The 25625-nt window shown below is 42.8% G+C and carries 24 protein-coding genes; 11 read left to right on the forward strand and 13 right to left on the reverse strand.

From position 1 onward, the window contains the following. Nucleotides 1–24: 24 nt before the first annotated feature. The 9 genes from AOC35_RS01890 to AOC35_RS01930 form a co-directional block, all read right to left on the reverse strand. Nucleotides 25–1071, reverse strand: coding sequence for a Bug family tripartite tricarboxylate transporter substrate binding protein (locus tag AOC35_RS01890; RefSeq protein WP_108645514.1), 1047 nt, complete (start codon nt 1069–1071; stop codon nt 25–27). A gap of 44 nt (nt 1072–1115) precedes the next feature. Beyond that, nucleotides 1116–2144, reverse strand: coding sequence for a Bug family tripartite tricarboxylate transporter substrate binding protein (locus tag AOC35_RS01895; protein ID WP_108645515.1), 1029 nt, complete (start codon nt 2142–2144; stop codon nt 1116–1118). Nucleotides 2145–2146: 2 nt separating this feature from the next. After that, nucleotides 2147–3421 (reverse strand): amidase, encoded by a 1275-nt coding sequence (locus AOC35_RS01900; RefSeq protein ID WP_108645516.1) that lies wholly within the window; start codon nt 3419–3421, stop codon nt 2147–2149. Nucleotides 3422–3453: 32 nt separating this feature from the next. Continuing rightward, nucleotides 3454–4230, reverse strand: a complete 777-nt coding sequence (locus AOC35_RS01905) for an SDR family NAD(P)-dependent oxidoreductase (RefSeq protein ID WP_108645517.1) — start codon at nt 4228–4230, stop codon at nt 3454–3456. 14 nt (nt 4231–4244) lie between these two features. After that, nucleotides 4245–4964 (reverse strand): ABC transporter ATP-binding protein, encoded by a 720-nt coding sequence (locus tag AOC35_RS01910; RefSeq protein ID WP_245898395.1) that lies wholly within the window; start codon nt 4962–4964, stop codon nt 4245–4247. Next, nucleotides 4961–5737 carry an ABC transporter ATP-binding protein gene (locus AOC35_RS01915; protein ID WP_108645518.1) on the reverse strand — a complete coding sequence of 259 codons (777 nt, stop codon included), beginning with the start codon at nt 5735–5737 and terminating at the stop codon, nt 4961–4963. Before AOC35_RS01915 ends, AOC35_RS01910 begins: the two co-directional genes overlap by 4 nt. A 22-nt stretch (nt 5738–5759) precedes the next feature. After that, nucleotides 5760–6743, reverse strand: a complete 984-nt coding sequence (locus AOC35_RS01920; protein WP_108645519.1) for a branched-chain amino acid ABC transporter permease — start codon at nt 6741–6743, stop codon at nt 5760–5762. Then, nucleotides 6736–7623, reverse strand: a complete 888-nt coding sequence (locus AOC35_RS01925) for a branched-chain amino acid ABC transporter permease (RefSeq protein WP_108645520.1) — start codon at nt 7621–7623, stop codon at nt 6736–6738. Before AOC35_RS01925 ends, AOC35_RS01920 begins: the two co-directional genes overlap by 8 nt. Before the next feature lie 128 nt (nt 7624–7751). Next, a complete protein-coding gene (locus tag AOC35_RS01930) occupies nt 7752–8942 on the reverse strand; it encodes an ABC transporter substrate-binding protein (RefSeq protein WP_108645521.1) in 1191 nt (396 codons plus the stop codon). 125 nt (nt 8943–9067) lie between these two features. On the opposite strand from AOC35_RS01930, the gene AOC35_RS01935 reads away from it, so the two are divergent. The 4 genes from AOC35_RS01935 to AOC35_RS01950 all read left to right on the forward strand — a co-directional run bounded on the left by AOC35_RS01935 (nt 9068) and on the right by AOC35_RS01950 (nt 13046). Then, nucleotides 9068–10057: an NAD-dependent epimerase/dehydratase family protein gene (locus AOC35_RS01935; RefSeq protein WP_108645522.1), complete on the forward strand. Its 990-nt coding sequence runs from the start codon at nt 9068–9070 to the stop codon at nt 10055–10057. Between the two features lie 2 nt (nt 10058–10059). After that, complete coding sequence (locus AOC35_RS01940; RefSeq protein ID WP_108645523.1) at nt 10060–11235, forward strand: CaiB/BaiF CoA transferase family protein; 1176 nt, start codon at nt 10060–10062, stop codon at nt 11233–11235. A gap of 14 nt (nt 11236–11249) precedes the next feature. Beyond that, nucleotides 11250–12131: an alpha/beta fold hydrolase gene (locus tag AOC35_RS01945; protein WP_108645524.1), complete on the forward strand. Its 882-nt coding sequence runs from the start codon at nt 11250–11252 to the stop codon at nt 12129–12131. 138 nt (nt 12132–12269) lie between these two features. After that, the gene (locus AOC35_RS01950; RefSeq protein WP_108648669.1) at nt 12270–13046 is read left to right on the forward strand and encodes a short-chain dehydrogenase/reductase; all 777 of its coding nucleotides are present in this window, start codon (nt 12270–12272) and stop codon (nt 13044–13046) included. 101 nt (nt 13047–13147) lie between these two features. Here AOC35_RS01950 and AOC35_RS01955 read toward each other — a convergent pair whose 3' ends face one another. The 3 genes from AOC35_RS01955 to AOC35_RS01965 are packed head-to-tail and all read right to left on the reverse strand — an operon-like array spanning nt 13148 to nt 15410. Then, nucleotides 13148–14137, reverse strand: a complete 990-nt coding sequence (locus AOC35_RS01955; RefSeq protein WP_108645525.1) for a Bug family tripartite tricarboxylate transporter substrate binding protein — start codon at nt 14135–14137, stop codon at nt 13148–13150. Nucleotides 14138–14162: 25 nt separating this feature from the next. Beyond that, complete coding sequence (locus AOC35_RS01960) at nt 14163–14915, reverse strand: GntR family transcriptional regulator (RefSeq protein WP_159077440.1); 753 nt, start codon at nt 14913–14915, stop codon at nt 14163–14165. A 57-nt stretch (nt 14916–14972) separates the two neighbouring features. Beyond that, entirely contained in the window at nt 14973–15410 is a 438-nt protein-coding gene (locus tag AOC35_RS01965; RefSeq protein WP_108645527.1) for a VOC family protein, read from the reverse strand. 266 nt (nt 15411–15676) lie between these two features. Here AOC35_RS01965 and AOC35_RS01970 point away from each other — a divergent pair, with 266 nt between their 5' ends. The 7 genes from AOC35_RS01970 (at nt 15677) to AOC35_RS02000 (ending at nt 23837) form a co-directional block, all read left to right on the forward strand. Next, a complete protein-coding gene (locus tag AOC35_RS01970; protein ID WP_108645528.1) occupies nt 15677–16918 on the forward strand; it encodes an acyl-CoA dehydrogenase family protein in 1242 nt (413 codons plus the stop codon). Between the two features lie 57 nt (nt 16919–16975). Next, nucleotides 16976–17515, forward strand: coding sequence for a phosphonopyruvate decarboxylase (locus AOC35_RS01975; protein ID WP_211307461.1), 540 nt, complete (start codon nt 16976–16978; stop codon nt 17513–17515). After that, nucleotides 17512–18111, forward strand: a complete 600-nt coding sequence (locus AOC35_RS01980) for a thiamine pyrophosphate-dependent enzyme (RefSeq protein WP_108645529.1) — start codon at nt 17512–17514, stop codon at nt 18109–18111. The genes AOC35_RS01975 and AOC35_RS01980 overlap by 4 nt, the downstream gene beginning before the upstream one ends. Nucleotides 18112–18272: 161 nt before the next feature. Further along, nucleotides 18273–19949: a thiamine pyrophosphate-binding protein gene (locus AOC35_RS01985; protein ID WP_245898396.1), complete on the forward strand. Its 1677-nt coding sequence runs from the start codon at nt 18273–18275 to the stop codon at nt 19947–19949. A 74-nt stretch (nt 19950–20023) separates the two neighbouring features. Next, a complete protein-coding gene (locus AOC35_RS01990; protein ID WP_108645531.1) occupies nt 20024–21031 on the forward strand; it encodes a Bug family tripartite tricarboxylate transporter substrate binding protein in 1008 nt (335 codons plus the stop codon). Between the two features lie 38 nt (nt 21032–21069). Then, the gene (locus AOC35_RS01995) at nt 21070–22089 is read left to right on the forward strand and encodes a Bug family tripartite tricarboxylate transporter substrate binding protein (RefSeq protein WP_159077441.1); all 1020 of its coding nucleotides are present in this window, start codon (nt 21070–21072) and stop codon (nt 22087–22089) included. Nucleotides 22090–22169: 80 nt separating this feature from the next. Then, nucleotides 22170–23837: a CocE/NonD family hydrolase gene (locus AOC35_RS02000; protein ID WP_108645533.1), complete on the forward strand. Its 1668-nt coding sequence runs from the start codon at nt 22170–22172 to the stop codon at nt 23835–23837. A 159-nt stretch (nt 23838–23996) separates the two neighbouring features. Here AOC35_RS02000 and AOC35_RS02005 read toward each other — a convergent pair. After that, the coding region (locus AOC35_RS02005) for an NADP-dependent isocitrate dehydrogenase (protein ID WP_108645263.1) at nt 23997–25625 on the reverse strand (1629 nt) is incomplete at its 5' end.

Consider the following 25625-nt stretch of genomic DNA (forward strand, 5'->3'; position numbering starts at 1 on the left):
TCTCCTTGTTTTATGGTGATTCTATTATTGGGGGTCAATTTTGGCAATTTTAAAAATCTTACTTTGATACGCGATATCTTCAGTGATAAATTTAGAAAACTCAGCCGGTGTGGAGGCAATCGAAATCAGCCCCATTTCATCTAACTGTTCTTTCATGTCGGGTGACTGGATGGATTTAGCAATGGCTTGCTGAACCTTATCAATTTTGTCATTGGCCGTTCCCGCTGGGAACCACATGCCGTAATAGCCAAAGATCGGCTCCATCCCTTTCACACCTAACTCACTAAAAGTCGGTACATTAGGCAAAGCAGGGCAGCGTACAGAACTCGAGATCGCAATGGCTTTGAGACGTTTTTCTTTAAAGAGCTGCGTCGCGGCAACAGTCGATAAAAAAGTCATATCGACTTGTTTTGCTAAGACGTCAGCAATTGCTGGACCACTGCCTTTGTAGGGGATGTGAGTCAATTGAATATTGGTTAAATGTTCAAAGAGCGCAGCTGCTAAGTGGGTTAAATTACCCTGACCACCAGAGGCGTAATTTAACTTACCTGGCTTTTCTTGAGCCAGGGTAATGATTTCTTTTAAAGAGTTTGCTGGACTATCGTTATTCACTACCAGTACTAAACCATAAGATCTTGCCACCAAGGTGATGGGTGCAAAATCTTTCATAGGATCATAGGGAAGTTTTTTATAAAGTACTGGATTGGCACTAAAAGAACCCGTCATAAATAACATGGTGTAACCGTCAGTGGCAGACTTCGCCACTACGTCGGAGCCGATAATACCGTTGGCACCGGCACGATTATCAACTATCACAGAAACACCTAAATTGTCACCGAGTTTCTGAGCTACTTTTCTAGCCATCAGATCTAAAGGACCACCTGCAGCAAATGGCACAATCATTTTGATGGGACGGGTTGGCCATTTTTCAGCTGCAGCATTTTGCGCAGTCGCTTGGATCGCAAAACTTGACATGAAAACTAGGCTTAGAAGGCAAATAGTGTGTTGAAATTTTCGTTGAATGAGATTAATCACTCGATTTAAAAAATAATACCGATGCGCAGTATTCATCCCGCCGTCTCCTGTAAGGAAATAATCTTTTTAATAAAAATATCTTAATCTAATTTAATGCCTAATTTTTTGACAACGACCGACCATGTTTCAGATTCTCGAGCTATTTGTTTTGTAAAGTCTTCTGCCGAATTTGCCACTACGATGGCACCAAGGTTATTAATCCGTTGGGTGACTTCAGGCAACTTACTAGCTTGAACAATTTGTTGATTTAACTTTTTCATGATCTCTGCAGGAGTTCCTGCTGGCGCAAAAAATCCATACCAGGAGCCAACATAAAAGTTATTGAGCCCAGCTTCACCAAAGGTAGGTACGTCGGGTAAGTTGGCTAGTCGGGTAGTAGAGGCCACCGCAATAGGTCGAATCTTTTTTGCTTGAATATTTGGTATAGAAGACAAGCCACTATCAAAGGTCATCGAGATATTGCCAGCGAGTAAATCTGCCATACCAGGGGCACTGCCTTTATAAGGCACATGAATCAGTTTCGTGCCGGTAAGCATTTGAAATAACTCACCCGCCAAATGGGACGAACTACCGTTACCAAAAGAGGCAACCGATAACTTATTGGGATTTTCTTTAGCATAAGCAATTAACTCAGCTAGATTATTGACCGGCAAACTAGGGTGCACCGACAGAATAAACGGCGCATCAGCAACGAGACTGATGGGCTCAAACTGTTTATTTGAATAAGACAATTTTTCGTAGAGCAAAGGATTGGTCACAAAAGTACCCGTGGTACCAAGCAGCAGGGTATAACCATCAGGCGCTGCCTTCGAAGCAATCTCAGTAGCAATAATGTTCGCAGCTCCCGGACGATTTTCTACGATAAAAGTTTGCCCTAATGATTTGGTGAGTTCTTGTTGAATAAGCCGACCAATCACGTCCGCACCACCACCTGGTGATGAGGGATTTAAAACACGTACAGCACGTTGTGGATAAGTGGTTTGTGCTTGAATGGCTGGCCCACAAAACACACTCATATAAAAACTGATCAATAAAGCGAGCCAATAAAATAATGGAATTGACATGTGTGGACTTGACATACGTGGACTTGACATACGTGGACGTGACATATTTATCCTTTCGGTTGCATCAGAATTGATTTAGCGAAATCAATCAGGTTTAATTCAGAGAGTGGTGCACCGATTGCCTGAATACTTAAAGGGCGACCTAAATGATCCAGCCCAATGGGGATGGATAAAGACGGAATACCTAAGTAATTAATAAATCCCATTAAATGAAATAGTCCGATTAATTTCTCTTTGTCAAAATCAGGATGGCCAATCTCTACCTCATTCCAATTTGGTAACGTGCAAGTGAAAGTAGGTAAAAGTACAACATCAAAGTTGGTAAAGTACTTTTGGATGAAAGCAGCTGAGATTTGAGATTGGTTATTGATGATTTCTAAATAATCTGACTTAGCAATCAGCTTGCCTTGTTTACATACCGTTTTTAAAGTTCTTGGACAGGACGCTTGATCTAGATGGGTGGCATAGAGTTGATTCGCCTCATAACTTAACACTTGATCGGTTAAGAACTTCAACTGATCAAATTCGTTAATCTCGATCAGTTCTACTGATTTAAAATTGTCTAGATGTGCTTTGATTGCTTGGCGAAGTTTGGGGTCGACGAATAGTGGTAACCAAAGTCCGATCCGGTTTTTTTTCTGAAAAGAATCTACAGAAGTCAGTGCAGACTCAGCTAGTAGTCTAAGAATCAGTTCGATATCTGCGAGGTGGTTGCCAAGTATCCCCACTGAGTCCAAGGTTGGAGAGAGTTCTGCAACACCTTCTTTAGAAATCAATCCTCGGGTAGTTTTTAAGCCGAAGATCCCACAACTTGCAGCGGGTATTCTGACGGATCCAGTCGTGTCCGTTCCCAGAGAGATCGGCGTCATACCTGAGGCAACGGCAACGGCGGAGCCACTTGATGAGCCGCCTACGACATAATCAACATGCAGGGGATTAATACATTGGGGAAAATTAGCATTTTGTGAGCTAGCACCACAGGCGTAGGGCGCCATGACTGCAGTACCCAGCGTTATTGCTCCAGCGTCTTCTAATTTTTGCAGCGCTCGAGCATTTTGAATACCCTCTACCAAAGTAGGTTTACCAAGTCCAAAGCCTGGCTCAAAGTGTCTGATATTAAAAATATCTTTATGGATTAGACCAAGGCCAGTAAGAGGGCCTTGCTTTGGAGAAATAGGCTCAATCAGTTTCGAGAGACAATGCAACTGCGCGTTAGTCTCATTAATAAAGCTGAGCTGAGTTTGAAGTGCCTCTATCGCCGAAATACCGACAACTTTCTGTTGATGAAGTATCGCAGCGATCGATGGGTGCTTGCTAGACATCTTTTCATTACTTCACAAATAAGTCAGAAAACTTATTGTGCAGCATAACCGCCATCAACGAGCAAATCCGAACCCGTTACAAAGGCGGAAGCATCACTTGCTAAATAGAGAGCAGCCAGAGCAATTTCTTCAGGCTGAGCGAGTCTGCCGAGTAGATGCATCGGCCCTAATTCTTTCCGGGCATTTTCCATCGTGCCAAAACGCAGCGTCATTCTTTCTGTTTCAACGGCGCCAGGTGAAATCGTATTCGTCCTAATGCCTTGCGCTGCATGATCAATTGCCATGGCACGTGCTAAATTAATTAAAGCAGATTTAATGGCGCAGTACACCGCACGATTGGCTGTGCCAACCCGACCTAATTGAGAAGCGATATGAATAATGGAGCCATTCTTTGCCGCTGCCATATGCGGTATCACCGCTTTACTCATCAAAAAAGCACCAGTTAAATTCACAGAAATCGCTTTATTCCAATCTTCTAATGAGTAGTCAGCCACACTACCACTTGGGTCTTTGGCTGCCGCGCCATTTAATAAGACATGAATACCGTCATAGGCTTGCATTACCTTCAAAATCGCTTGCTGAGTCGAGGGCTCATCACTCACATCAACCTGCACACCAAGCGCAATGCCACCTTCAGCAGTAATTTCCTGCGCAGTCCTAGCTGCATTTTCACCAATCAAATCCAAGCAAGCCACTTTAGCACCAGCTTGAGCAAAAGCGATCGAAATAGCTCTACCAATTCCTTGGCCAGCACCAGTAACTACCGCAACTTTGCCAGTTAAGGCATATTTGTTAAGAATGTTTTCCATACTTGTCTCCTAATTTAACTTGTGCCTAGATACGCTTCTTTTATTTTTGGATCGTTGATTAAATCTTTACTATTACCACTCGTGAGAATCTTACCGGTTTGTAAAACATAGGCGCGCGAGGCAGTACCTAAAGCATAGTGCGCATTTTGTTCAACTAATAGTACGCTGGTATTATTCGCATTAATTTCACGAATCGTTTTAAAAATATCTTGCACAATAATTGGTGCTAGACCTAAAGAGGGCTCATCTAAACACAATAATCTCGGCTCAGACATGAGGGCGCGACAGATCACCAGCATTTGTTGCTCACCACCTGATAAAGTGCCAGCATTTTGTTTTGCTCGGACCCCTAACTTAGGAAACATCGCGACCATTTTCTCAATGAGCGAATTCATTTTGGGGCGATTATTCCTGTGACAGTAACCACCCATTTCTAAGTTTTCCATTACCGTCAGAAATGGAAAGACATGGCGACCTTCAGGCACGAGTGCAATGCCTAGTTTATTTCTCTCGAAAGAGGGCATTCTAGTGATATCGATACCATCAAATAAGATTTTTCCTTTTCGTGGGTACATAGCGCCTGCAACCGCACGCATGGTCGTGCTTTTACCAGCGCCATTAGAGCCAATCAAGGTCACAATTTCATTTTGACCGACGGTAAAGTTAATATTTTGACAGGCTGCTACTTCACCATAGGCAATTTCTAAATCTTGGGCTTCTAACAGTGCGCTCATACAATCGCTCCTTCACTGCCAAGGTATGCTGCAATGACTTTTGGATTGGACTGTACTTCTGATGGGCTACCATCAAATAGATATTCGCCATGATCCATGACAAAAATTTGATCGGCGATATTCATGACTAATTTCATATTATGTTCTACCAAAATAATGGTCATATTTTGTGACTGTAAATGACGCAAGCGACTCATTAAAAACTGTACTTCTGTATCGTTCAGACCAGCAGCAGGCTCATCGAGCATGAAAACTTTAGGTTTCGTCGCCAGGGCTCTGGCAATCTCGAGCATCCGTTGTGAGCCATAAGGTAGTGAACCAGCCCGTTCATTGGCTTTATCTTTAAGACCAATAAAATCTAATAGTTCGAGAGCTTGGTTATAGCAGTCAAGGCGATTTCTTTTATATTCTCCAGCCGGGATAAAGTATTGCCAAAAAGGAATTTTATGGTGAATGTGAAAACCCGCAATCACGTTATCAATCACCGATAATTGCTTAAACAAACGAATCTTTTGGAAAGTTCTAGCAATCCCTAAATGAACGCGCTGATGTAAAGAGAGTGAGTTAACTTCAATGCCGTTATAAGTAATGGATCCAGAGGTTGGTAAATAAACACCTGTTAATAGGTTAAGGGTAGTTGATTTACCAGCACCATTCGGACCAATAATCGTTTGAATAGAATTGGCTGGAATTTTAAATGAAATACCGTCGACCGCTTTTACACCGCCAAAATGCTTACATAAATTGGTAACTTCTAAGATGTTTTCTGACATATCAATATTCTGTAGATGTAAATCAATTTGATTTAAAAAATTTATCCTTGATTGTTTGGAAAGCCTGCAAAATTCCACCAGGCATAAACAGAACAACGAGGGTTAAAGAAATACCGTAAACAAGCAGGCGGGCATCTCCTAAGCTTCTTAGTAACTCTGGTAGAGTTGTTAGAACGATTGCGCCAATAATAGGTCCAAACATGGTACCCATGCCACCGACAATTACCATCGCTAAATAGGTAAATGATTCCACGACAGCAAAGGCATCTGGTACCAAGGTGCCTACAAAGCTAGGGTAGAAAGCGCCAGCCAAACCAGCGATGAATGCACCGATACCAAAAGCAAAGATTTTCCAAAGTTTGGCATTAATCCCCAGTGAAGCAGCCGATACCTCATCTTCTCGGATTGCTCGTAAGGTATCACCAATGGGTGACCTTAAAAGATTACCTAAAATAATGTAAGTAATCATGGTGACAGTCGCCACTAAATAAAAATAATTCACATTGTTGTTAAATTTAATTTCAGTACCAAAAAGATTGATAGGCGTTGGCGCCGGAATCCCATAAATACCTAAGGGGCCTGAAGTCATCGAGTCCCAATTGAGTAAAATTTGGTGCAAGATAATCGCAAAGGCCATGGAAGCGATAGCGAGGTAATGTCCTTTGAGTCGGGTAGCAAAAAACGCTAAGAAAATACCGACCGCGCCCGCTAAAAACGAACCTGACAGCGCTGCCATCCAAAAAGTAAAACCTGCCTTTTTAATCAGTAAGGTTGTGGTGTAAGCCCCAACACCAAAGAAGGCGGAGTGACCTAAGTTAAGTTGCCCGGTATAACCTAAAATAAGATTGAGTGACATTGCGAGCATGATGTTCATCGCAATCACAACCAAAATCCCTTTCCAATAGGCCGATCCACTAAAGAGGATTGGTAATACCCAAATTACACCTGCAACCATCAAATACTGTACCCAAGTTGGGATTTTTTTTAGTAATCGTAACTCAGACATTTTCTTCTTTCTTTTCAGCAACCAGACCTGTAGGTTTGACTAATAACATGACCAGTAAGAGGGCAAAAACAACCAAATCAATCACGCCAGAACCTAGGTATTGGGTAGTAAATGCTTCAATTAAACCGACCAGTAAACCAGCAATAATGGTACCGGCCATATTGCCAAAACCACCGATGATGACAATTGCAAAAGATTTAACAATCACGGAAGCGCCTGCAAAAGGTGTGAGTACTAAAATTGGACCGAGCATCGCACCAGCCATACCGGCCATCGCTGAAGCAATCACAATCGTGAGCATAATCAGAAATTTTTGATTAATACCCATGAGACCCGCTGTTTCCCGGTCTTGTGAAATAGCTCTTAGCGCTTTGCCTGTAAAGGTATATTTCATGAACAGATAAAGACCAGCAATAGTGCTGGAGGCGACAATCACAACGAGTAAACTTTGCGTGGTAAAAAAGATTTTGCCAAAACGAATGGTTTCATCGTAGGGGCTATTAAATTGATAAGGAACTGGTCCGAAGGCAAGTAAGGCGCCATTTTCTAATAAGATAGAAACACCGATAGTCGCAATCAGAGGCCGCAGTTCATCCCCTCGTTCTCGCAGCGGTGCAAAAATCGCCAGATTAATCAGGTACCCCAGCAAAGCACCAGCAAACAGTGCCACCACAATACTGAGTAAATAAGCACCACCTAACCACTGTACAAAAAAGTACGCTGCAAAACCACCCAGGGTAACAAAGTCCGCATGGGCAAAGTTAATTTGGTTCATGACCCCATAAATGAGGGTTAAACCCAGCGCGACCATTACATACAAACATCCCATGACAACACCATTGATGGTTTGTTGGATGGTTAAATTTAAGATATCAGGCATTTTGAATTCGAAGAAGTACTACGAGAAAAAGGATGATCAAAGATACACCTGCCTGTTATTCGATTACGAATTGGCGGATGTATCTTTTTAATCAACAAACAAAGAAAGACACTATGTTGCTGTTTTAATTACCAGTTGAGTGTTTTCCAGCTCAAATCAGGATTGGTTTCTACATAGTGAATGACAGACATGTTTTGATTTTGGCCAGTTGGACCAAAAGTTATTTTTCCAGTCGTTACTTCCACATCAACCATTTTTAATAATTGATTTTTAATTTCTTCAGAATTGGTCGCACCTCTTTTTACTGCTTCAGCAATGATCTTGATTTGGTCATAGGTGTGAGCATTTAAGTGAGTAGGAACGACATCTGCACCGTACTTAGCTTTGAAGTTCTTCACAAAGTTTTGTACAACTGGACGCTTTTCATTTGGATCAAACTGTGAAATACGGGTATAGCCAACAGAAGCCTTACCAGCTTTTTGGTCATAGCCCCAAGGTACCCAAATCGTACCAATTTGTACTGCTTTACCGCCACCGCCCTTAGTAACACCGGCTTGTGCTAAAGCTTGTGCTAGCTTAACAGTTTGACCTTCCAGAGCAGATACCAAAAGTACATCTACATCACCCATTGAGGCTACGCGGGTAGCGATCGAGGTGAAGTCACTCACGTCTCTAGCGAACTCAATTCGGCCGAGCACTTTACCGCCGTTAGCAATAAAAGTTTTCTCAAAGTTGTCTGAGATATCAATACCAGCATTGGTTTTTTCATTTAGCAAAATGGCATTTTTTGCTTTCATATTTTTGACAGCGTTCAATGCCAAGCTATCGGTTTGTTGTTTTGCATCTGGGAAAATTCGGAAGGCATATTTATAACCAGACTCTGTAAATTTAACAGTTGCAGAACCAGCATTGATCAAAGGCACTTTAGCCTCTTCCAAAACGGACATCGCAGCTAAAGTGGCATCAGAACATTCTTCACCAATCACGACATTAGGCTTGAAGTTTTCTAACATACGCTTAGCAGCGTTGGTAGCGCCTAATGGTGAGCATTGTGAATCTTCATAATTAATCACAAACTTATAACCGTTCACACCAGTTTTATTGAGTTCTTCAAGGGCAAGTTCAGCACCTTGTTTGCCCATCACACCAAAATAAGAACCAGGTCCAGAGGCCGGCAATAAAGCGCCGATCCGAATTACTTTTTCTTGTGCTTGGCTTGAAGCAATGGATAAGCCTGCTACTGCACTAATCAGCATGCCGTTGATGAGCTTCGATGCGATTTGTCCAACCAACGGACGTGTTGCTAGAGTTTTAATCATGTTGCCTCCAAAGTTTTTTTGAAATTATTTTTTATACTCAATAGACATTAACTCATAAAAAAATTTTTGACAAGTAGGTGTAATATGTAAAAAACTATTAATTAAATTGAGACAATGTATTAAAAATGATAGTCCTAATAACAGGTGGAACAGGGTTTGTAGGCCTCAATCTCGCCCAACAATTGTGCAATAAAGGTTTCAAGCCAGTGCTGATGGCACTTGCCCCCATGACACTCGCAATGCAACAACAATTGATGCAAGCTGGTATATCTTTTGATTTTTTTCAAGGTAGTGTGACGCATCCTGGTGATTTAGATAAAGTTTGTACTCTCTATAAAATCGACAAAATCGTGCATGCTGCCGCAATCACTGCAGATGGCGAGCGTGAAATTGCCCATACGAAAGAGATCTTAGAAACGAATTTAATGGGATCTGTCGAAGTGTTTGAGTGTGCTGTTCGGCACCATATTAAACAAGTGATTTATTTGAGTTCGGGCTCTATTTTTGGCCACTTAGGTAACCATGACCCCATCATTGATGAACTCTTCAGTCCAGTCTTGCCTGAAACTATTTACGGCATTAGTAAATTAGCTGCAGAGCGAACTGCTTTGCGTTATCGCAAAAACCGCCAACTGAATGTCACCGTTGTTCGCCTCGGCTTAGTTTATGGCCCTTGGGAATACGACACAGGGCACCGCGATACTTTAAGCTTGCCCTATAAAACCTACCTCAAAGCAAAGGGTGGCGAGCATCTTATCGTCTCAAAAATACATGGGGATGATTATATTTATGCCACTGATATTGCTAAAGGATTATGGTTGATATTAGAAGCGGGACATTCACCAGAAGGTCTCTATCATTTATCTGCTGGTCTGAAGTGGTCCTTATCCACTTGGTTAGAACGCCTAAAACAAGTATTTCCGAAATTTACCTATGAGATGACAGACGATCCCGAACTCTGCGCATTTAAAAACAGTAGTCCTTTACCTCGTTCACCGATGAGTATTCAAAGGATTCAACGCGACTTTCATTTTGAGCCTGACTTTGATCAAGCGCTGGCTTTTGATGATTTTATTTCTCAACCTTCTATTCTTCACTCATTTACTAATCATTAACCATGACAGCACTCTCAAAATTTAAAGTTCTGGATTTAACCAGAGCTCGTGCAGGACCAACTTGTGTCAAACAATTCGCTGATTTCGGCGCGGATGTCATCAAAATTGAAATGTCCGAAGGAATGGGTGATGCAAGTCAATTTAGTGGCGCGCGACATGGCCCTGATATGCAAAACTTACATCGGAATAAAAAGTCTTTAACTCTCGATCTAAAACAGAAAGAGGGCTTAGACATTTTTTATCAACTCGTTAAAACAGCGGATATCGTCGTAGAAAACTTCAGGCCGGATGTGAAAAATCGCTTAGGCATTGACTATGAAACCCTTAAAGCCCTAAATCCGCGCATCATCTTAGTTTCCATCTCAGGCTTTGGTCAAGACGGCCCATACGTCAAACGTCCGATGTTTGATCAAATCTCACAAGGGATGAGTGGCATCATGTCAGTTACGGGCGACCCGAAGGGCGGACCGATGCGGGCTGGTGTAGCGATTACGGATATTACTGCTGGGTATATTGCCGCTTGTGGCGCAATGACGGCACTCTTGGAGCGAGAAGTTTCAGGTCAGGGACAGTGGGTTCAAAGTTCACTGATTCAAGCTGGGATCGCGATGATGGATTTCCAAGCAGCTCGGTACTTAATGGCTGGCGAAATTCCTCAACAAGTCGGTAATGATCATCCAACTAGTATGCCTACTTCTTGCTATCAAAGTAGTGATGGTTATATTAATGTGGCTGCTACCGGTGAGCCGATGTGGGTGGCCTTATGTACCGCCATGGGGATTGCAGAATTGGCGACAGATCCACGGTTCACATCAGAGTCCATGCGGGTGGCGCACCGCGATGAATTAAATCAAATTTTGATTCCGATCCTCAAATCAAAGCCAAAAGCATATTGGGTAGAATTGCTCAATAAAGCGGGCGTTCCAACCGGTCCAATTTATGACATGTCAGAAGTTTTTAGTGATCCGCAGGTGATTTCTCAAGATGCAGCAGTGGAGGTAGAACACCCTAAAGTCGGGAAGATTCGGATTGTTAATCAGGCCGTAAAGCTTTCTAGAACACCGGCCAAAATTACGCATTCTGCGCCCGAATTAGGTGAGCACTCAGAGGAGATCTTGCGTGAATTATGTTATTCTGAAAATCAAATTCAAGAATTCAAAACTAAAAAAATAATTTAATAAAGGAGACAATAATGGCTTTTGCTAAAACAGATGATGGCGTAAATTTGTATTATGAGGAGTCCGGCAGTGGACAACCAATCATCTTTGTTCACGAATTTGCGGCTGACTATCGTAGCTGGGAACTCCAGATGCGTTTCTTCTCCAGATACTTTAGATGTATCACTTTTTCTGCCAGAGGATATTTACCCTCTGATATCCCGACTGATCCTGCAATGTACAGTCAAGAACGTGCGATGAAAGATGTTTTGGCTGTTCTCGATCATCTACAAATTGAAAAAGCCCACATTGTAGGCTTATCGATGGGTGGATTTGCTTCACTGCATATTGGTATTCATAATCCACACAGAGCTCTCTCATTAGTGATTGCTGGTTGCGGTTATGGTGCTCAGCCTGAAAAGAAAACAGGTTTTCATGCTGAAGTGGAAGCTGCTGCGAAGTTGTTTGAAGACTTGGGCAGTGTTGAGGGTGGTAAAAAATATACTATCGGACCAACACGTGTTCAATTCCAAAATAAAGACCCTAGGGGCTTTAATGAGTTTGTGAATAGTATGTCAGAGCATCCAGTAGCTGGTTCTGCTAATACGCTCAGAGGGGTGCAGAAGATGCGTCCGTCACTTTGGGAATTAATCGATGGCATGAAAACGATTCAAGTGCCAACTTTAATTATTACCGGTGATGAGGATGATCCTTGTCTTGAGCCAGCGCTCTTGATGAAACGCAATATTCCGAGTGCAGGCCTCGTGGTATTCCCCAATGCTGGTCATACCAATAACATCGAAGATCCTGATTTGTTTAATAGCACCTTAAGTGAATTTTATCTAAAGGTACTTGCTGGCAGATGGTCACTCAGAGATCCGCGCTCACAAGCTACCGGAATCCTCGGCTTTAAATAAGAAACTTTTTACCGCCACTTTGTTTGATCAAAGTGGCGGTTTTATTTTCTACCCATTTTTTTAACCCTACTTTGATCCATCCTATGGAGAAAAGTTGTAATTGTTTGTTTTTGATTTAACTCATTGAAAGGTATCAACATGGATTTGCAATTAAAAGGCAAGAAAGTTTTAGTTACTGGTGGTTCTAAAGGTATTGGTCTTGCAGTGGCAGCAGCCTATGCAGCAGAAGGTGCACTCCCAATCTTGGTGTCAAGAGATGCAGCGAATTTGGCTAAAGGTAAAGCACACATTGAGTCAACCTATAACGTTGCTTGTCAGACGATTGAACTTGATTTAGGCGCGCCACAATCAGCAGAAGCTTTATTTGCAAAAGTTGGTAATGTTGACATTTTGATTAACAATGCTGGTGCGATTCCTGGTGGTACCCTTGCTGATATTCAAGAAGACAGATGGCGTCAAGCTTGGGAATTAAAACTCTTTGGTTACATTAACTTAACCAGAGTGTACTTAGCTGCCATGGAAAAACAAGGCAGCGGTATTATTGGCAACATTATTGGTATGGCTGGCGCCGCACCAAGAGCAGAATACGTTTGTGGTGTGACTGCCAATGCTGCATTGATGGCCTTTACGCAAGCGGTAGGTGCTACGAGTCACAAGAGTGGCGTGCGTGTTTTCGGTATTAATCCCTCACCGACGCGTAGCGACCGGATGGAAATGATGATGAAAAACAATGCCAAGAACAAATTAGGCGATGAGTCTAGATGGACTGAGTTAACTTCAAAATTACCTTTCGGTAGAATGACTGAGCCAGATGAAATCGCTAACTTAACTGTGTTCTGCTCATCCCCATTATGCGGCTACCTCAGTGGTTCCGTGATCAATGTGGATGGTGGTCAAATGTTTGCACCTGTGTAAGCATTAAAGTTTAAGTACTAAAAACGAGATATTCTCTAACGCAAACAGATTTCACGCGTTAGAGAATATTCTTCAGCTCATTCTTCAACTCAATTTGCAGCTCAGTCATCAGTCTTACCGATTTGTTTCACGGTATCTTGCAACTTCTTGATTTCTAACTTCCAAAATTGATTCATCGCATCGCCGTCGAGATAATCTAAGGTCGAGTTCCCTTTAAATAGAGCGGTCTTGAACTGTTCATCCTGGATACTTTCGCGCAGAACTTGAGCAAGTTTTTTGACAATCGGTTCTGGCGTGTCAGCCGGTGCAAAAATCGTAGTCCACAGCGTATATTCCACATTAATATTAGACTCTTTAAGCGTCGGTAGATCCATATAAGGCGGCAGTCGTTTGGGGCCAGTTTGTGCGAGCGCTATCATTTTGCCTGCTTGGGTTTGTGGGTAAGCCACACTTGGTGCAGATGCTAGCCCATTGACATGCCCACCCAGTGCTAAGGTCATGGACGCAGCACCACCACCTGTAGGGATGTGTTTGAATTTGACACCTGAGAAATTCTCAATCATCGCCATCGGTAAGTGGGTTGCGCCGTAAGTGCCTGAGGAAGAAATCGAAACAGCACCAGGTGCTTTACCGGCAGCTTTGACAAATTCCTGAATCGTTTTGGCATTGGCTTCTTGATTGACCAGAATAATAGCTGGATCAGAGGTAATTTGAGCAATCGGAATTAATTTATTTAAGTTATAAATGGGCGTTCGGTTATATAAGGCATCAATCGCCGGTTGTGTGATGAGGGAAGGAGAAGTGATTAACAGGGTGTAACCATCGGGACTAGCATTCGCGACGGCAGCATGGCCAATGGCGCCATTGGCACCGGGTTTATTGACGATGATGACGGTTTGCTTCAGCGTCTTTTGTAAAATAACCGAAAGATTTCTGGCTACGTTATCGACGAAACCACCCGGTAGGTTGGGATTAATAATCGTGATGGTCTTTGTAGGGTAATTTTCCTCTGCGAAGCTTGTAAGGCTCAGGCAACCGCCGAGAGCTAAAAGCACTGCGTACTGGACAGTTTTTAATTGGAATGGTTTCATAGATCTCCCCTTGTATTTTTTATGATTATTTTTTTTGTCGGTTGGTGATTGTTTTTTGTTCACGGATTAACTCAAAGCTATAGCGGTAGCGCTCATCAGGGTGATGACTAGTCGTAATTTGAAATACTTCTTGATCCATACCAACATAGGACCGCATGACCACGAGTGCTGAAGTATGTTCTTTGACGCGTAATTGTTTGATATATTCTTTGGGAACTTGTTGTGAGTAGACTTCTACTTTGGCGCGTTGAATCACTTCATCAAACATCTCCACGATTTGCTCACTGATTGGAATGCTTAAGTGTTTCTTATGTTTCACGACGCCAGCATATTTGGGCAAGATGTAATAGGTCGTTAAACAAAGTGGAATCGTAGACTGATTTTGATATCGGAGTGAGACAATCCGAAACCATTCCATGTTCACAGGACAATGAATTTCATCAGCAATGGCTTGGTCGGCTTTGATGTAAGACATATCTAAGATTTCTCTGACCATCGAGCCTGGATAGTCTAAGAGCTCATTAACGGTGCGAACACTGTGCGACAAAACAGTTTGTGCTTGGGTTGCCAAAACAGTGGAGCCAGTTCTGGGCCTGCGCATAATGAGACCCTCTTGGGACAGGGTCGTTAGAGCCTGACGCAAGGTGGGACGACTGGCTTTATAACTAATACAAAGCTCTTCCTCGGTGGGTAGTCTTGTTCCTAGTGGATAAATTCCATCAAGAATTTTTTGCCGAATTTCAGTCGAGATTTGCAGATGTAAGGGGATTGACTTCATACCATCAGCAACCAAACGTTATTAATGTAGTTGCCAATAAATAGTTACCAATATGCATTAATTATCTCTGCCAAAACTAGCATCCATTTTTGCTTCTTTTGCTTGGGCTGCGAGGCGAGCTTCTTCACCACTAAAGATTAATTCAATTTCGGTTCCGTCAGGATCTTTAAAAAACAATTGATACTGAAAGGTTTCAGGCACGCCAAATTCAGCAAATTTAATATTGTGTGTTTTCAATAAATTGCGATAGTAGTCGATATCCTTAGTCCACAGCGCTATATGATCAAAAGCATCGGTTTTACCATTGGGTGGCAACGGACTTCTAGACGTAGAAATATGCACAATCGGTTGGTCACCTAAGTACATCCATGCCCCAATTCTGCCAAACTGCGGTCGATAACCATCCTCTAAGCCCAAAATTTCTGCATAAAAGCGTCTTGATCGTTCCAAATCTGAGGTACTCACATTAATATGAGCAAAACCTTGGATGGGCATGATATCTCCTTCGTTATAGTCTTTGTTGGAATGGGCAAATCATTAAATTCTTTTGAATTTAGACTATATCATTATGATGATTAATGCAATAAGGAAAATACTTAGAAAAATTGTTTGTATTTAATTTTCAACTAAAACAATTACTTAAGTATTGTTTATGAAAAGTTGTGATACTTCTTGGTTTTTAAAGAGTTGAATTGTATTGACAATTAAAAAGATAAAAAATAATATGAAAGTACTTTCAAATCTATCCAAAGTGAGTCAGTATGAATGCTCCAGTGCAGTTGAATCAAGCAGGCCAAATAAGCCATCCCTTTAAGAAAGAATCATTTGCCGATGTTTCCTATGAGGAAATGATTGCTCGCACTAAGGAGTTGATTCCATTTTTAGCCTCCGAGGCAGCTGCCAATGAAAAGCAAACCCATTTAACAGACGCTGTGGTCAATAAATTACATGAGAGTGGACTCTTTCGTTATCAGCAGCCCAAGATGTGGGGTGGAATGGAAGTTGATTTTAGAGCCTTTATGGAAGTGCCTTATTTGTTAGGCCTTGGTTGCCCATCCACAGGTTGGGTCTTTGCCAATGTGGCCTCACACAATCGTCAACTAGCCCAGTGGCCAATGCAGGCTCAAGAAGATATTTGGGGAGAGAACCCGAATGCGCTGATCGCATCCGGGGTGGCTTATGTGCAAGGTAAAGGCGAAAAAGTAGACGGTGGCTTGCTGTTGTCTGGCTATTGGGGCTTTTCTTCTGGGGTCGATATTTGCGAATGGAATATGCTTTCTTGTCTCGTGAAAGAAGACGACAAAGTTGTTGATTGGTGCGTTTGTCTCGTGCCGCGCGAAGAGTATGAAATTATTAATGATTGGCAAACGATGGGCATGTGTGGTACAGGTAGTCGTAGTGTGAAATGTGAAAATGTTTTCGTGCCAGCGCACCGCGTGCTTTCCATGAATTTACGTGATCCAAATCATGAGTTCCCTGGTTTTAGAGTGCATCAAAACTCCATGTTTAAAGTACCTACCAGTTCCGTAGGTGGTAATGGGATTGCTGGGGCGATGATTGCTAATGCCCGCATGATGCTCACAGAGACGACCGATTGGATTAAGTCAAAAAATACGAGTTATACCGGGGCAAAGATGGCCGACATTCCGACCTTGCAAATGAAAATTGCAATTGCTGATGGCAAGATTGACGCAGCTTATCAATGGTTAACTGGGAACACGATTGAAGCAGAACTCGCCTATAAAGATAATGTTGTCTTTGATATTCCGACGAAGTTGAAATACAAGCGCAATACTGCGATGGCGATGAAAATGGCCAATGAAGCAGTTGACCTTTTACATGAATTATTAGGGGCGAACGGTATTTATGAGAAATATCAATTTGAGCGTCGCTTTAGGGATGCCCATGCCTCTGCTGGTCATATGGTGTTTAGTTTAGATGCGCAATTAATACCTTTTGGACTCGTAAGCTTAGGTGGTGAATTTAAAAGTCCAACGATGTAATGATTAAACCTGAATTGAACTGTAGAAATGAATTAGAAATTTTAAAAAGGGTTCTTTGTGGACGTTAAAGAGCAAACATTGCAGCATGCTTGGAAAGATGAAATATTTGATATTTTTAAACGCGGTAGCGTCGAGCAATTAGTCTATGTGCCAGATGCTGGGCACTCGCAAGTGATTAAAAAAGCCTGGGCTGATGATGTCATGAAGCCTGTCCCTGTCACAACCGAAGAAGACGGCGTTGCTGTGGTCTGCGGTTCTTGGCTCGGTGGTAAAAGAGCAGTACTCTTGATGCAAAGTAGTGGTGTTGGTAATTGCGTCAATATGTTTTCGCTCATTAAGAATTGTCAATTCCCTTTCTTTTGTTTAGTGACGATGCGCGGTGAATGGGCCGAGTTTAATCAATGGCAGACGCCGATGGGTAGCGCAACCCAACAAGCATTTGAAATGATGGGCATCAATGTATTGCGAGCAGATTCGCCGCAAAGTGTACCGGATGTAGTAAGTGCTGGGTTTGACGCAGCATTTGTAGGAGGAGACGCAGTCGCAGTATTGTTATCACAAAGTCTGATTGGACGCAAAAAGTGGGATGCCAAATGAGTCAAAATAACTATCAACATGGCACCATTAATCGTAGGGAGTTTGTTAAAGAGTTGGTCGACTTATGCCCAGAGGCATTAATAGTGACGGGTTTAGGTTCACCGTCCTATGATGTCTTTGCGGCAGGAGATCGCCCTGAGAATTTTTATCTGTGGGGTGCCATGGGTGCAGCTGCTGCCATGGGACTAGGGATTGCGATTGCGCAACCAGAAAAGTCAGTACTCGTGATTACTGGTGACGGTGAAATGCTGATGGGTCTGGGTAGTCTAGCTGCCATTGGCGCGCAAAAACCCAAAAACTTAACCATAGTGGTTCTTGATAATGGCCACTACGCCGAAACCGGGATGCAAAGAAGTCATACATCCTTAGGCGTTGAGTTAACTGGCGTAGCCAGTGCCTGCGGCTTTGATTGGACTTTAGCGGTTAGAGAACCGGCCGATGTTAGCCAAATCGCCAAGCAGGTGAATGCGAAAAATAGTGTGGGTTTAGCCAATATTTTTATCGAAGCGATTGAATATCCAAAAGCACTGCCACCAAGAGATGGCAGTTATATCAAAAATCGTTTTCGGGGAAATTTAGGGTTTGAGCCGTTTTAAAGAACCCTGATCTTTGCAAATTTCGTAGTACCTAAAATCTTACATGGTGGGGAGTGTCTCACCCTGCCTTCCTGCTATTCATTTTGGCCAGTAGCAACTCCTAATGCAGTAATATATTGATAAATACTATAAATAAATTATTAATTAATTAGGAGACAGAATTGACTACCAAAATGAATGGTGCCACTTACTTCGCGCGCCTGTTAGAAGCTTACGGAGTGACGCATGTGTTTTTTATGGATGCGGTACTGCGCCGTGCTTTAGCCGAGATGGAAGATACTAAAATCAATAGAATTTTAGGTCATTCAGAAAAAGGCGTTGGTTATATGGCCGACGGTTACGCCAGAATCTCCGGCAAACCCGGTTTATGTTTTGCTCAGTCAGTGGGTGCCGCTAATTTAGCCGCTTCCTTACAAGATCCCTACTTAGGCTATTCGCCGGTGATTGCGATGACAGGACGCCATGTGGCGGCGATGCAATATCGTAACTCCTATCAGGAAGTAGAGCACGGCCCACTGTTTACGCCTGTGACAAAATTTCATGCGCAGATGGAAGTCATTGAACAAATGCCTCATCTGATTCGTCAAGCCTTTAGAGAAGCAACTACTGGATCACCACGGCCAGTGCATCTCGATATTGCTGGTTTTACGGGTGATGCGATTACGCCCCATGAAGCTGATTTTCCGATTGATGTGGACCAAGTGCATACGCGCTTTCCGGCTTTTAGGCCTGCTCCTGATCCAGCGGTCATTGCACAAGCGGTTGCTGCGATTGCGAAGTCAAAAAAACCCGTCATTATTGGTGATCGGGGTGTTGTGATTTCCGGTGCCGATGAGGCCTTGCGTGCTTTTGGTGAAAAAATTCAAGCGCCGATTACAACGACCCTTGATGCTAAATCAACCATGATCGAGTCAGATACTTTGTTCAGAGGAATGGCAGGTCTGTACGGTAGAAGCTGTACTAATCATATTATTGATGAGGCAGATCTAGTAATCTACGTGGGCAGTAATACGAGTGATCACACTACGGGTGGTTGGAAATTACCCCGCTTAGGTACCCAAATCATTCAAATCGACATCGATCCAGTTGAGTTGGGCCGTAATTATCCCAATACGATTGGTATCTTGTCTGATGTAGGGAAGGGACTAGAAGCATTAACTGCCAAAGCACAGAGGGTAGAGAGGGTCGAGTGGTTAGCTAGTTCTCAAAAATTAGTGGATGCATGGTGGCAAGAGCAAATGCCAGAACTCACCCGCGACGCCGTCCCAATGCGTCCACAACGTTTATGCCGATTACTCACTGAAGTGTTACCAGAAGATGCTATTTTGGTGGCAGATACTGGCTATTCAGCACTTTGGAGTGGTAACTTAGTGGAGTTGCACCATCGCAATCAAACCTTTATGCGCGCGGCTGGTTCTTTAGGTTGGTCTTTCCCGGCAGCAATTGGTGCTAAAGCAGCAGCGCCTGAGCGCACAGTGGTCTGCTTTACCGGCGATGGCGGCTTTGCTTATCACTTGCCAGAACTCGAAACAGCGCGTCGTTGGGGACTTAATACGATTACGATTGTGAATAACAATCACTGCCTATCTCAAGGGGTGAAGAATTTAAACATTGCTTACTCACACCGTGAAGCAGAAGGTCGTAAATCAGAGTGTTATGTTTACCGCGAAACAGACTTTGCGAAAGTGGCTCAGTCCTTTGATTGCTTCGGTATTACTGTCGAGCGACCAGAAGACTTTAAGGCAGCTTTTGCAGCAGCTTTAGCCAGCAACTTGCCAGCGGTGATTGATGTGAAGACAGAGTTTGCTTATCAAGCACAAATGGCTTGGATGCCTTAAATAAGATAGTAATGCCTGAGATAGTGATTTGTAATTAGTAAAAATATTTTTATCCATCAATGTAAGGAGACACCATGTTTGCTGCAAAAATTATTAAAAATAGATTTTCCTTAACCTGTCTCAGTTTGGCCGCTCTGAGCCTGACTTGGAGTGGTGTTGCTCAAGCACAATCAAGTTCTGATTTTCCAAATAAACCGATCCGCTTAGTGGTTGCTTTTGCTCCCGGTGGCTCAACGGATATCGCAGCGCGTATTCTGGCGCAAAGTTTGACAGGCATCTTAAAAGTGCCGGTGTTTGTGGAAAATAAACCGGGAGCTGGTGCTAGTATCGGTACGCAGTATGTGGCCAATGCCGCTCCTGATGGCTATACCTATTTGGTGACTTCACCATCCTTTATTGTGAATCCTCTGACGATGGGAGCAACGGCTGGCTATGCTCCAGATAAAGATTTTGCACCTGTGTCGATTCCGGCGACGCAACCGATGGCTGTGGTGGTGAATGAAAAAATCCCAGCAAAAAACTTAAATGAATTAAAAGATTTAAGTCTCAAGAAAGATTTATCCTATGCCACGGCGGGTAACGGCACTCCGCCAAATTTAACGTGTGATAACTTGTTTCGGCAATATTGGAAAGCTGATGTGACGCATATTCCTTACAAGGGATCTGGCCCTGCATTGATTGCTTCGGTGAGTGGTGAGACGCCTATATTTTGCGGCGCAGTCGCTGGTGTCTCGCAATTTGTCAAACAAGGCAAAGTAAAAGTAGTGGCAGTTTCAAGTGATAAACGTTTGCCTTCTATGCCAGATTCGCCGACCTTTGCTGAGCAGGGTTACCCAGAGATTAAAGATGATTTGTGGGTAGGTGTATTTGCTCCAGCAAAAACTCCAAAAGAGACCTTATTAAAAATGAATCAAGCGATTAGTCAGGCCATTACATCAAAAGATGTCCTTGAAAAACTAGATCAAAATGATTTTATTACGGTAGGCGGCACTTTGGAGCAAACAGTTGAGAACGTGCAAAAAGATTTAGCGCGTTGGGACAAAACCGTGAAAGCAATCAAAGCACAGCCCCAAGCGAAGTAATCGGCTGTTCAATGATTCACATTGGAAGAGGAAATGGTATGCATAATCAGATGCTAATGAAGAAGTATAAAACCCTGCAGAGCGCAATGTTTGCGCCACTCTTTTTGCTTGGCTTGACGCTGGGAAGTTCAGTAACTTTGGCACAAAATTTATCACCTAATTTTCCAGATAAGCCGATTCGATTAATTATTACTACACCAGCTGGTTCTGGCGTTGATGCAATTGGGCGGGCACTTGCCCAGGGACTAACTGAAATTACGCGTCAACAGGTCATTGTGGATAACCGCGCTGGGGCAGGGGGTATTATTGGCGCAACAGCGATTGCCAATGCTGCACCGGATGGTTATACGATTGGGATTGCAGCAACTGCGCATATCGTCTCACCGCTCTTACAGGCAAAGCCTGCTTACCATCCGATTAATGATTTCACGCCCATTGCGCAGTTGACGGTGATCCCGAATATCGTAGTGACCTCTTTAAAAAATAACGTCAAAAATTTAAAAGATTTGATTGATCTTACCAAAAGAAAACCGGACGAAATTAATTACGGCTCACTTGGGGATGGGACCGCTTCGCATCTATCTGCCGAGATTGTCAATCGGAGTATGGGGATGAAAACAGTACATGTGCCGTATCGCACGATTGCTGATTCATATACAGGACTTTGGTCTGGTGATGTGCAATATGAGGTGTATTTGATGCCATCAGCATTGCCTCTTTTTCAAGGCGGTAGAGCGCTTGCGATTGCTAATACTGGTCGCACGCGAAGTCCTGCCTTACCAGATGTACCTACTGTTAGAGAACTCGGTTATCCAGAGGCAGAGTCAGAAATTACGATTGGTGTTGTAGGGCCTAGTAATTTATCACCTGCGATCGTGCAAAAAATTCATCAACTGATGGTCGAGGCAATGAAGCTGCCTGATGTTCGAGAAAAAATGAGTAAGCAAGGTGGTCAGCCTAGCCCTGAGTTGGATACTAAAGCCTATGAGCAACGCTTGAAGCTCGAGTATGAGACCTATAAGAAATTGATTTCAACGATTGGTCTGAAACCGCAATAATTATCTGCAGAGTTGATGCCTTGTTTCATTGTGCAATGTGCCTAACTTTCCCGATTCAAACATAAAAAAGTGAGTTCGTTTTGATTTTCGAAAAAAATACGCCCATCCCCATGTCTGATGGTCTTGAATTAATGTGTAATGTCTTTCGTCCGGATGTGCCTGGTCGTTATCCAGTCATCATGTCTTTTGGTGTTTATGGCAAAGATGTTCACTTTGAGGATGGCTTTAATCCACAATGGAAAAAATTAAAAGCAGTCTATCCAGAAGTGGATCAAGGTGAGTCTACGGGTGAGTATTTACGTTGGGAAGTTCCTGACCCACAAAGGTGGGTTCCTGACAATTTTGTCATCGTCGTGGTGGATAGTCGAGGCAGTGGGATGTCGCCTGGCTATCTAGATTTATATTCTCCTCGAGAAACGCAAGATTATTATGAAGCGATTGAGTGGGCAAGTGTGCAATCTTGGAGTAATGGCAAGGTCGGTTTATCGGGTATTTCTTATTTAGCGATTAAGCAGTGGCAAGTTGCTGCCTTGCAGCCACCTCATTTGGCAGCAATGATTCCTTGGGAGGGGGCCGTTGATCACTACCGTGATTTACTGCGGCATGGTGGGATTTTAAGTAACTCTTTTACACAGGCTTGGTGGCCAAGGCAGATTTTAGCCAATCAGCACGGTAATGGTCAGACGCCACATATCGATCGCCAAACGAAACAAATTACAACAGGGGAACCCTTACCTGCAGCGCAGTTAATCGGTAACCGCTCCGATTATCCGGCAGAGATTGCGAAGCGCTCCTTATGGGATGCATGGTTTAGTGATCATACTGCTAGGTTAGACCGAGTGACTGTCCCCTTATTAAGTGCTGCAAACTGGGGTGGGGCTGGGATTCATTTGCGAGGTAATTTCTGTGGTTATTTACAAAGTGCTTCAACTGAAAAATGGCTCTTTGCCCATATTGGTACGCACTATGAAAGTTTTTATTTGCCGCATTATGTAGCGATACAAAAACGTTTTTTTAATCATTATTTAAGAGGTGAGGAGAATGGCTGGCAGGATGAACCTAGGGTCCAGTTAGCTATTCGAGCTGTGGACGGGACTGCCAAAATGCGTAAAACAACTGCGTGGCCTTTGCCAGAAACCGAGTGGCAAAAATGGTATCTCGATGGTAAGAATCTAAGTGTTAGTAATCAGACGAATCAAGAGGAAAGTAAAGTTGCCTACCCAGCACTAGGTGATGGCATTACGTTTCGCTCACCAGCGTTTAAAGAAGATACCGAATTTACTGGCAATGTAAAGTTAAAGTTATTTGTGAGTTCATCGACTACCGATATGGATGTATTTGCTATCTTGCGTTGTTTTGATCCGCAGGGGCAGGAGGTCGAATTTATTGGTGCGCACGAAAACGTGCCGGTTGCTTGTGGTTGGCTGAGAGCCTCGCATCGTAAATTAGATGCGACTAAATCTTCAGAATACCTACCGTATCATCGTCATGATGAGATTCAAAAACTTGTACCAGATGAGGTCTATGAATTAGATATTGAAATTTTGCCGACCAGCTTGATTTTCCCAAAAGATTACACTCTAGCCATCACTGTAATGGGACGAGACTTTAACCTCAATCCTCAAGGCAGAATTCTGCACAATGATCTACAAGATCGCAACGAGACTGAGTTTGGAGGCATTAGTCAGATTTATACAGGTGGAAATTACGCAAGTTACTTATTAATGCCACGAATTCGAAAGGATTGACATCCTCACCGCTCAAGAATTTTTTTGGCCGCATTGAGATCAAAGTCATTCAAAGAACCACAATCGCTTTTATATTGCAAGATAGTACTTGTAATGGCGAGTTATACATTGCAGTCACCATCATTCCTTTGAGGAATGATGGTCAGTACAAGAAATGATTTAAGCGCTAAAGTTTTTCAATATGTTGTTAAAGCTTGGGCTTGGGCACATTACTTGAGACAGTTTTTGCCTATCAGGTAAATAATAACCACCGATATCAACAGGCTTGCCTTGAATCTGCGTTAACTCACTTATGATATTTTTTTCATTATCAGCAAATGCTTTGGCTAACGCAGTAAACTTTGTTTTTAAATCCTGGTCTTCATTTTGAGCTGCTAATTCTTGTGCCCAATACATTGCCAAATAAAATTGACTACCACGATTGTCAAGTTCACCTGTTTTAGGAGAAGGATTTTTACGCTGATCCAGTAAAGTTCCAGTTGCAGCATCTAAAGTTTTTGCAAGTAGCTTAGCTTTTTGATTGTTATTCTTAATACCTAAATCTTCAAAAGAAACTGCTAAGGCTAAAAATTCTCCAAGAGAGTCCCAGCGCAAGTGGTTTTCGTTAACAAGTTGTTGAACGTGTTTTGGAGCTGATCCACCGGCACCCGTTTCATACATACCACCACCGGCCATTAGTGGCACGATAGATAGCATTTTTGAAGAAGTGCCAAGTTCCATAATTGGAAATAAGTCCGTCAAATAGTCACGCAGGATATTGCCTGTAACCGAAATGGTATCTAGTCCGCGAACAACTCGCTCTAGGGTATAGCGCATTGCTCTTACTTGCGACATGATTTGAATATCTAGACCTGTCAAGTCGTAGTCTTTTAGATAGGTGTTAACCTTTTTAATTAATTCGTTTTCATGTGGGCGATATGGGTCAAGCCAAAACACGGCAGGCATGCCGGAGTTGCGAGCTCGTGTGACAGCTAGCTTTACCCAGTCACGAATCGGCGCATCTTTTACCTGGCACATCCGCCAAATATCTCCCGTTTCCACATTTTGGCTCATGAGGACTTCTCCGGTAGCAATATCAGTAATATTGGCTACGCCATCTTCTGGAATCTCAAAGGTTTTATCATGTGAACCGTATTCTTCAGCTTGTTGTGCCATCAAGCCGACATTGGGAACCGTACCCATTGTTTTGGGATCAAAATTACCATGCCATTTACAAAAGCCAATCACTTCTTGATAAATTCTTGCAAAGGTAGATTCAGGAATAGTGGCCTTCACATTTTTCAATTGACCATCTTTACCCCACATTTTGCCACCATTACGAATCATGACTGGCAGGGATGCATCAACAATAATATCGTTCGGCGAATAAAAATTATCAATACCTTTAGCGGAGTCTACCATCGCTACTTCAGGACGATTAGCTTGGCAAGCTTTTAAATCTTGTTTGATTTCATCTTGCTTACTTTGTGGCAAGGTGGCTATCTTATCGTATAAATTAATCATCCCGTTATTCACGTTGACGCCTAATTCATCAAACAGTTGACCATGTTTAGCAAAAGCATCTTTGTAAAAAACGCGGACACAATGGCCAAAAACGATTGGGTGTGAAACCTTCATCATGGTGGCTTTTACATGTAAAGAAAAGAGAAGACCTGTTTTACGAGCATCTTCCATCTCATTTTCATAAAAATCGAGTAAAGCTTTTTTACTCATAAACATGCTATCAATCACTTCTTTATCAAGAAGTGGAACTTTAGATTTAAGAGTTATCACCTTGCCGCTTTTGGT

This window comes from Polynucleobacter rarus (assembly GCF_003072505.1).
Taxonomy (GTDB): Bacteria; Pseudomonadota; Gammaproteobacteria; order Burkholderiales; family Burkholderiaceae; genus Polynucleobacter; species Polynucleobacter rarus.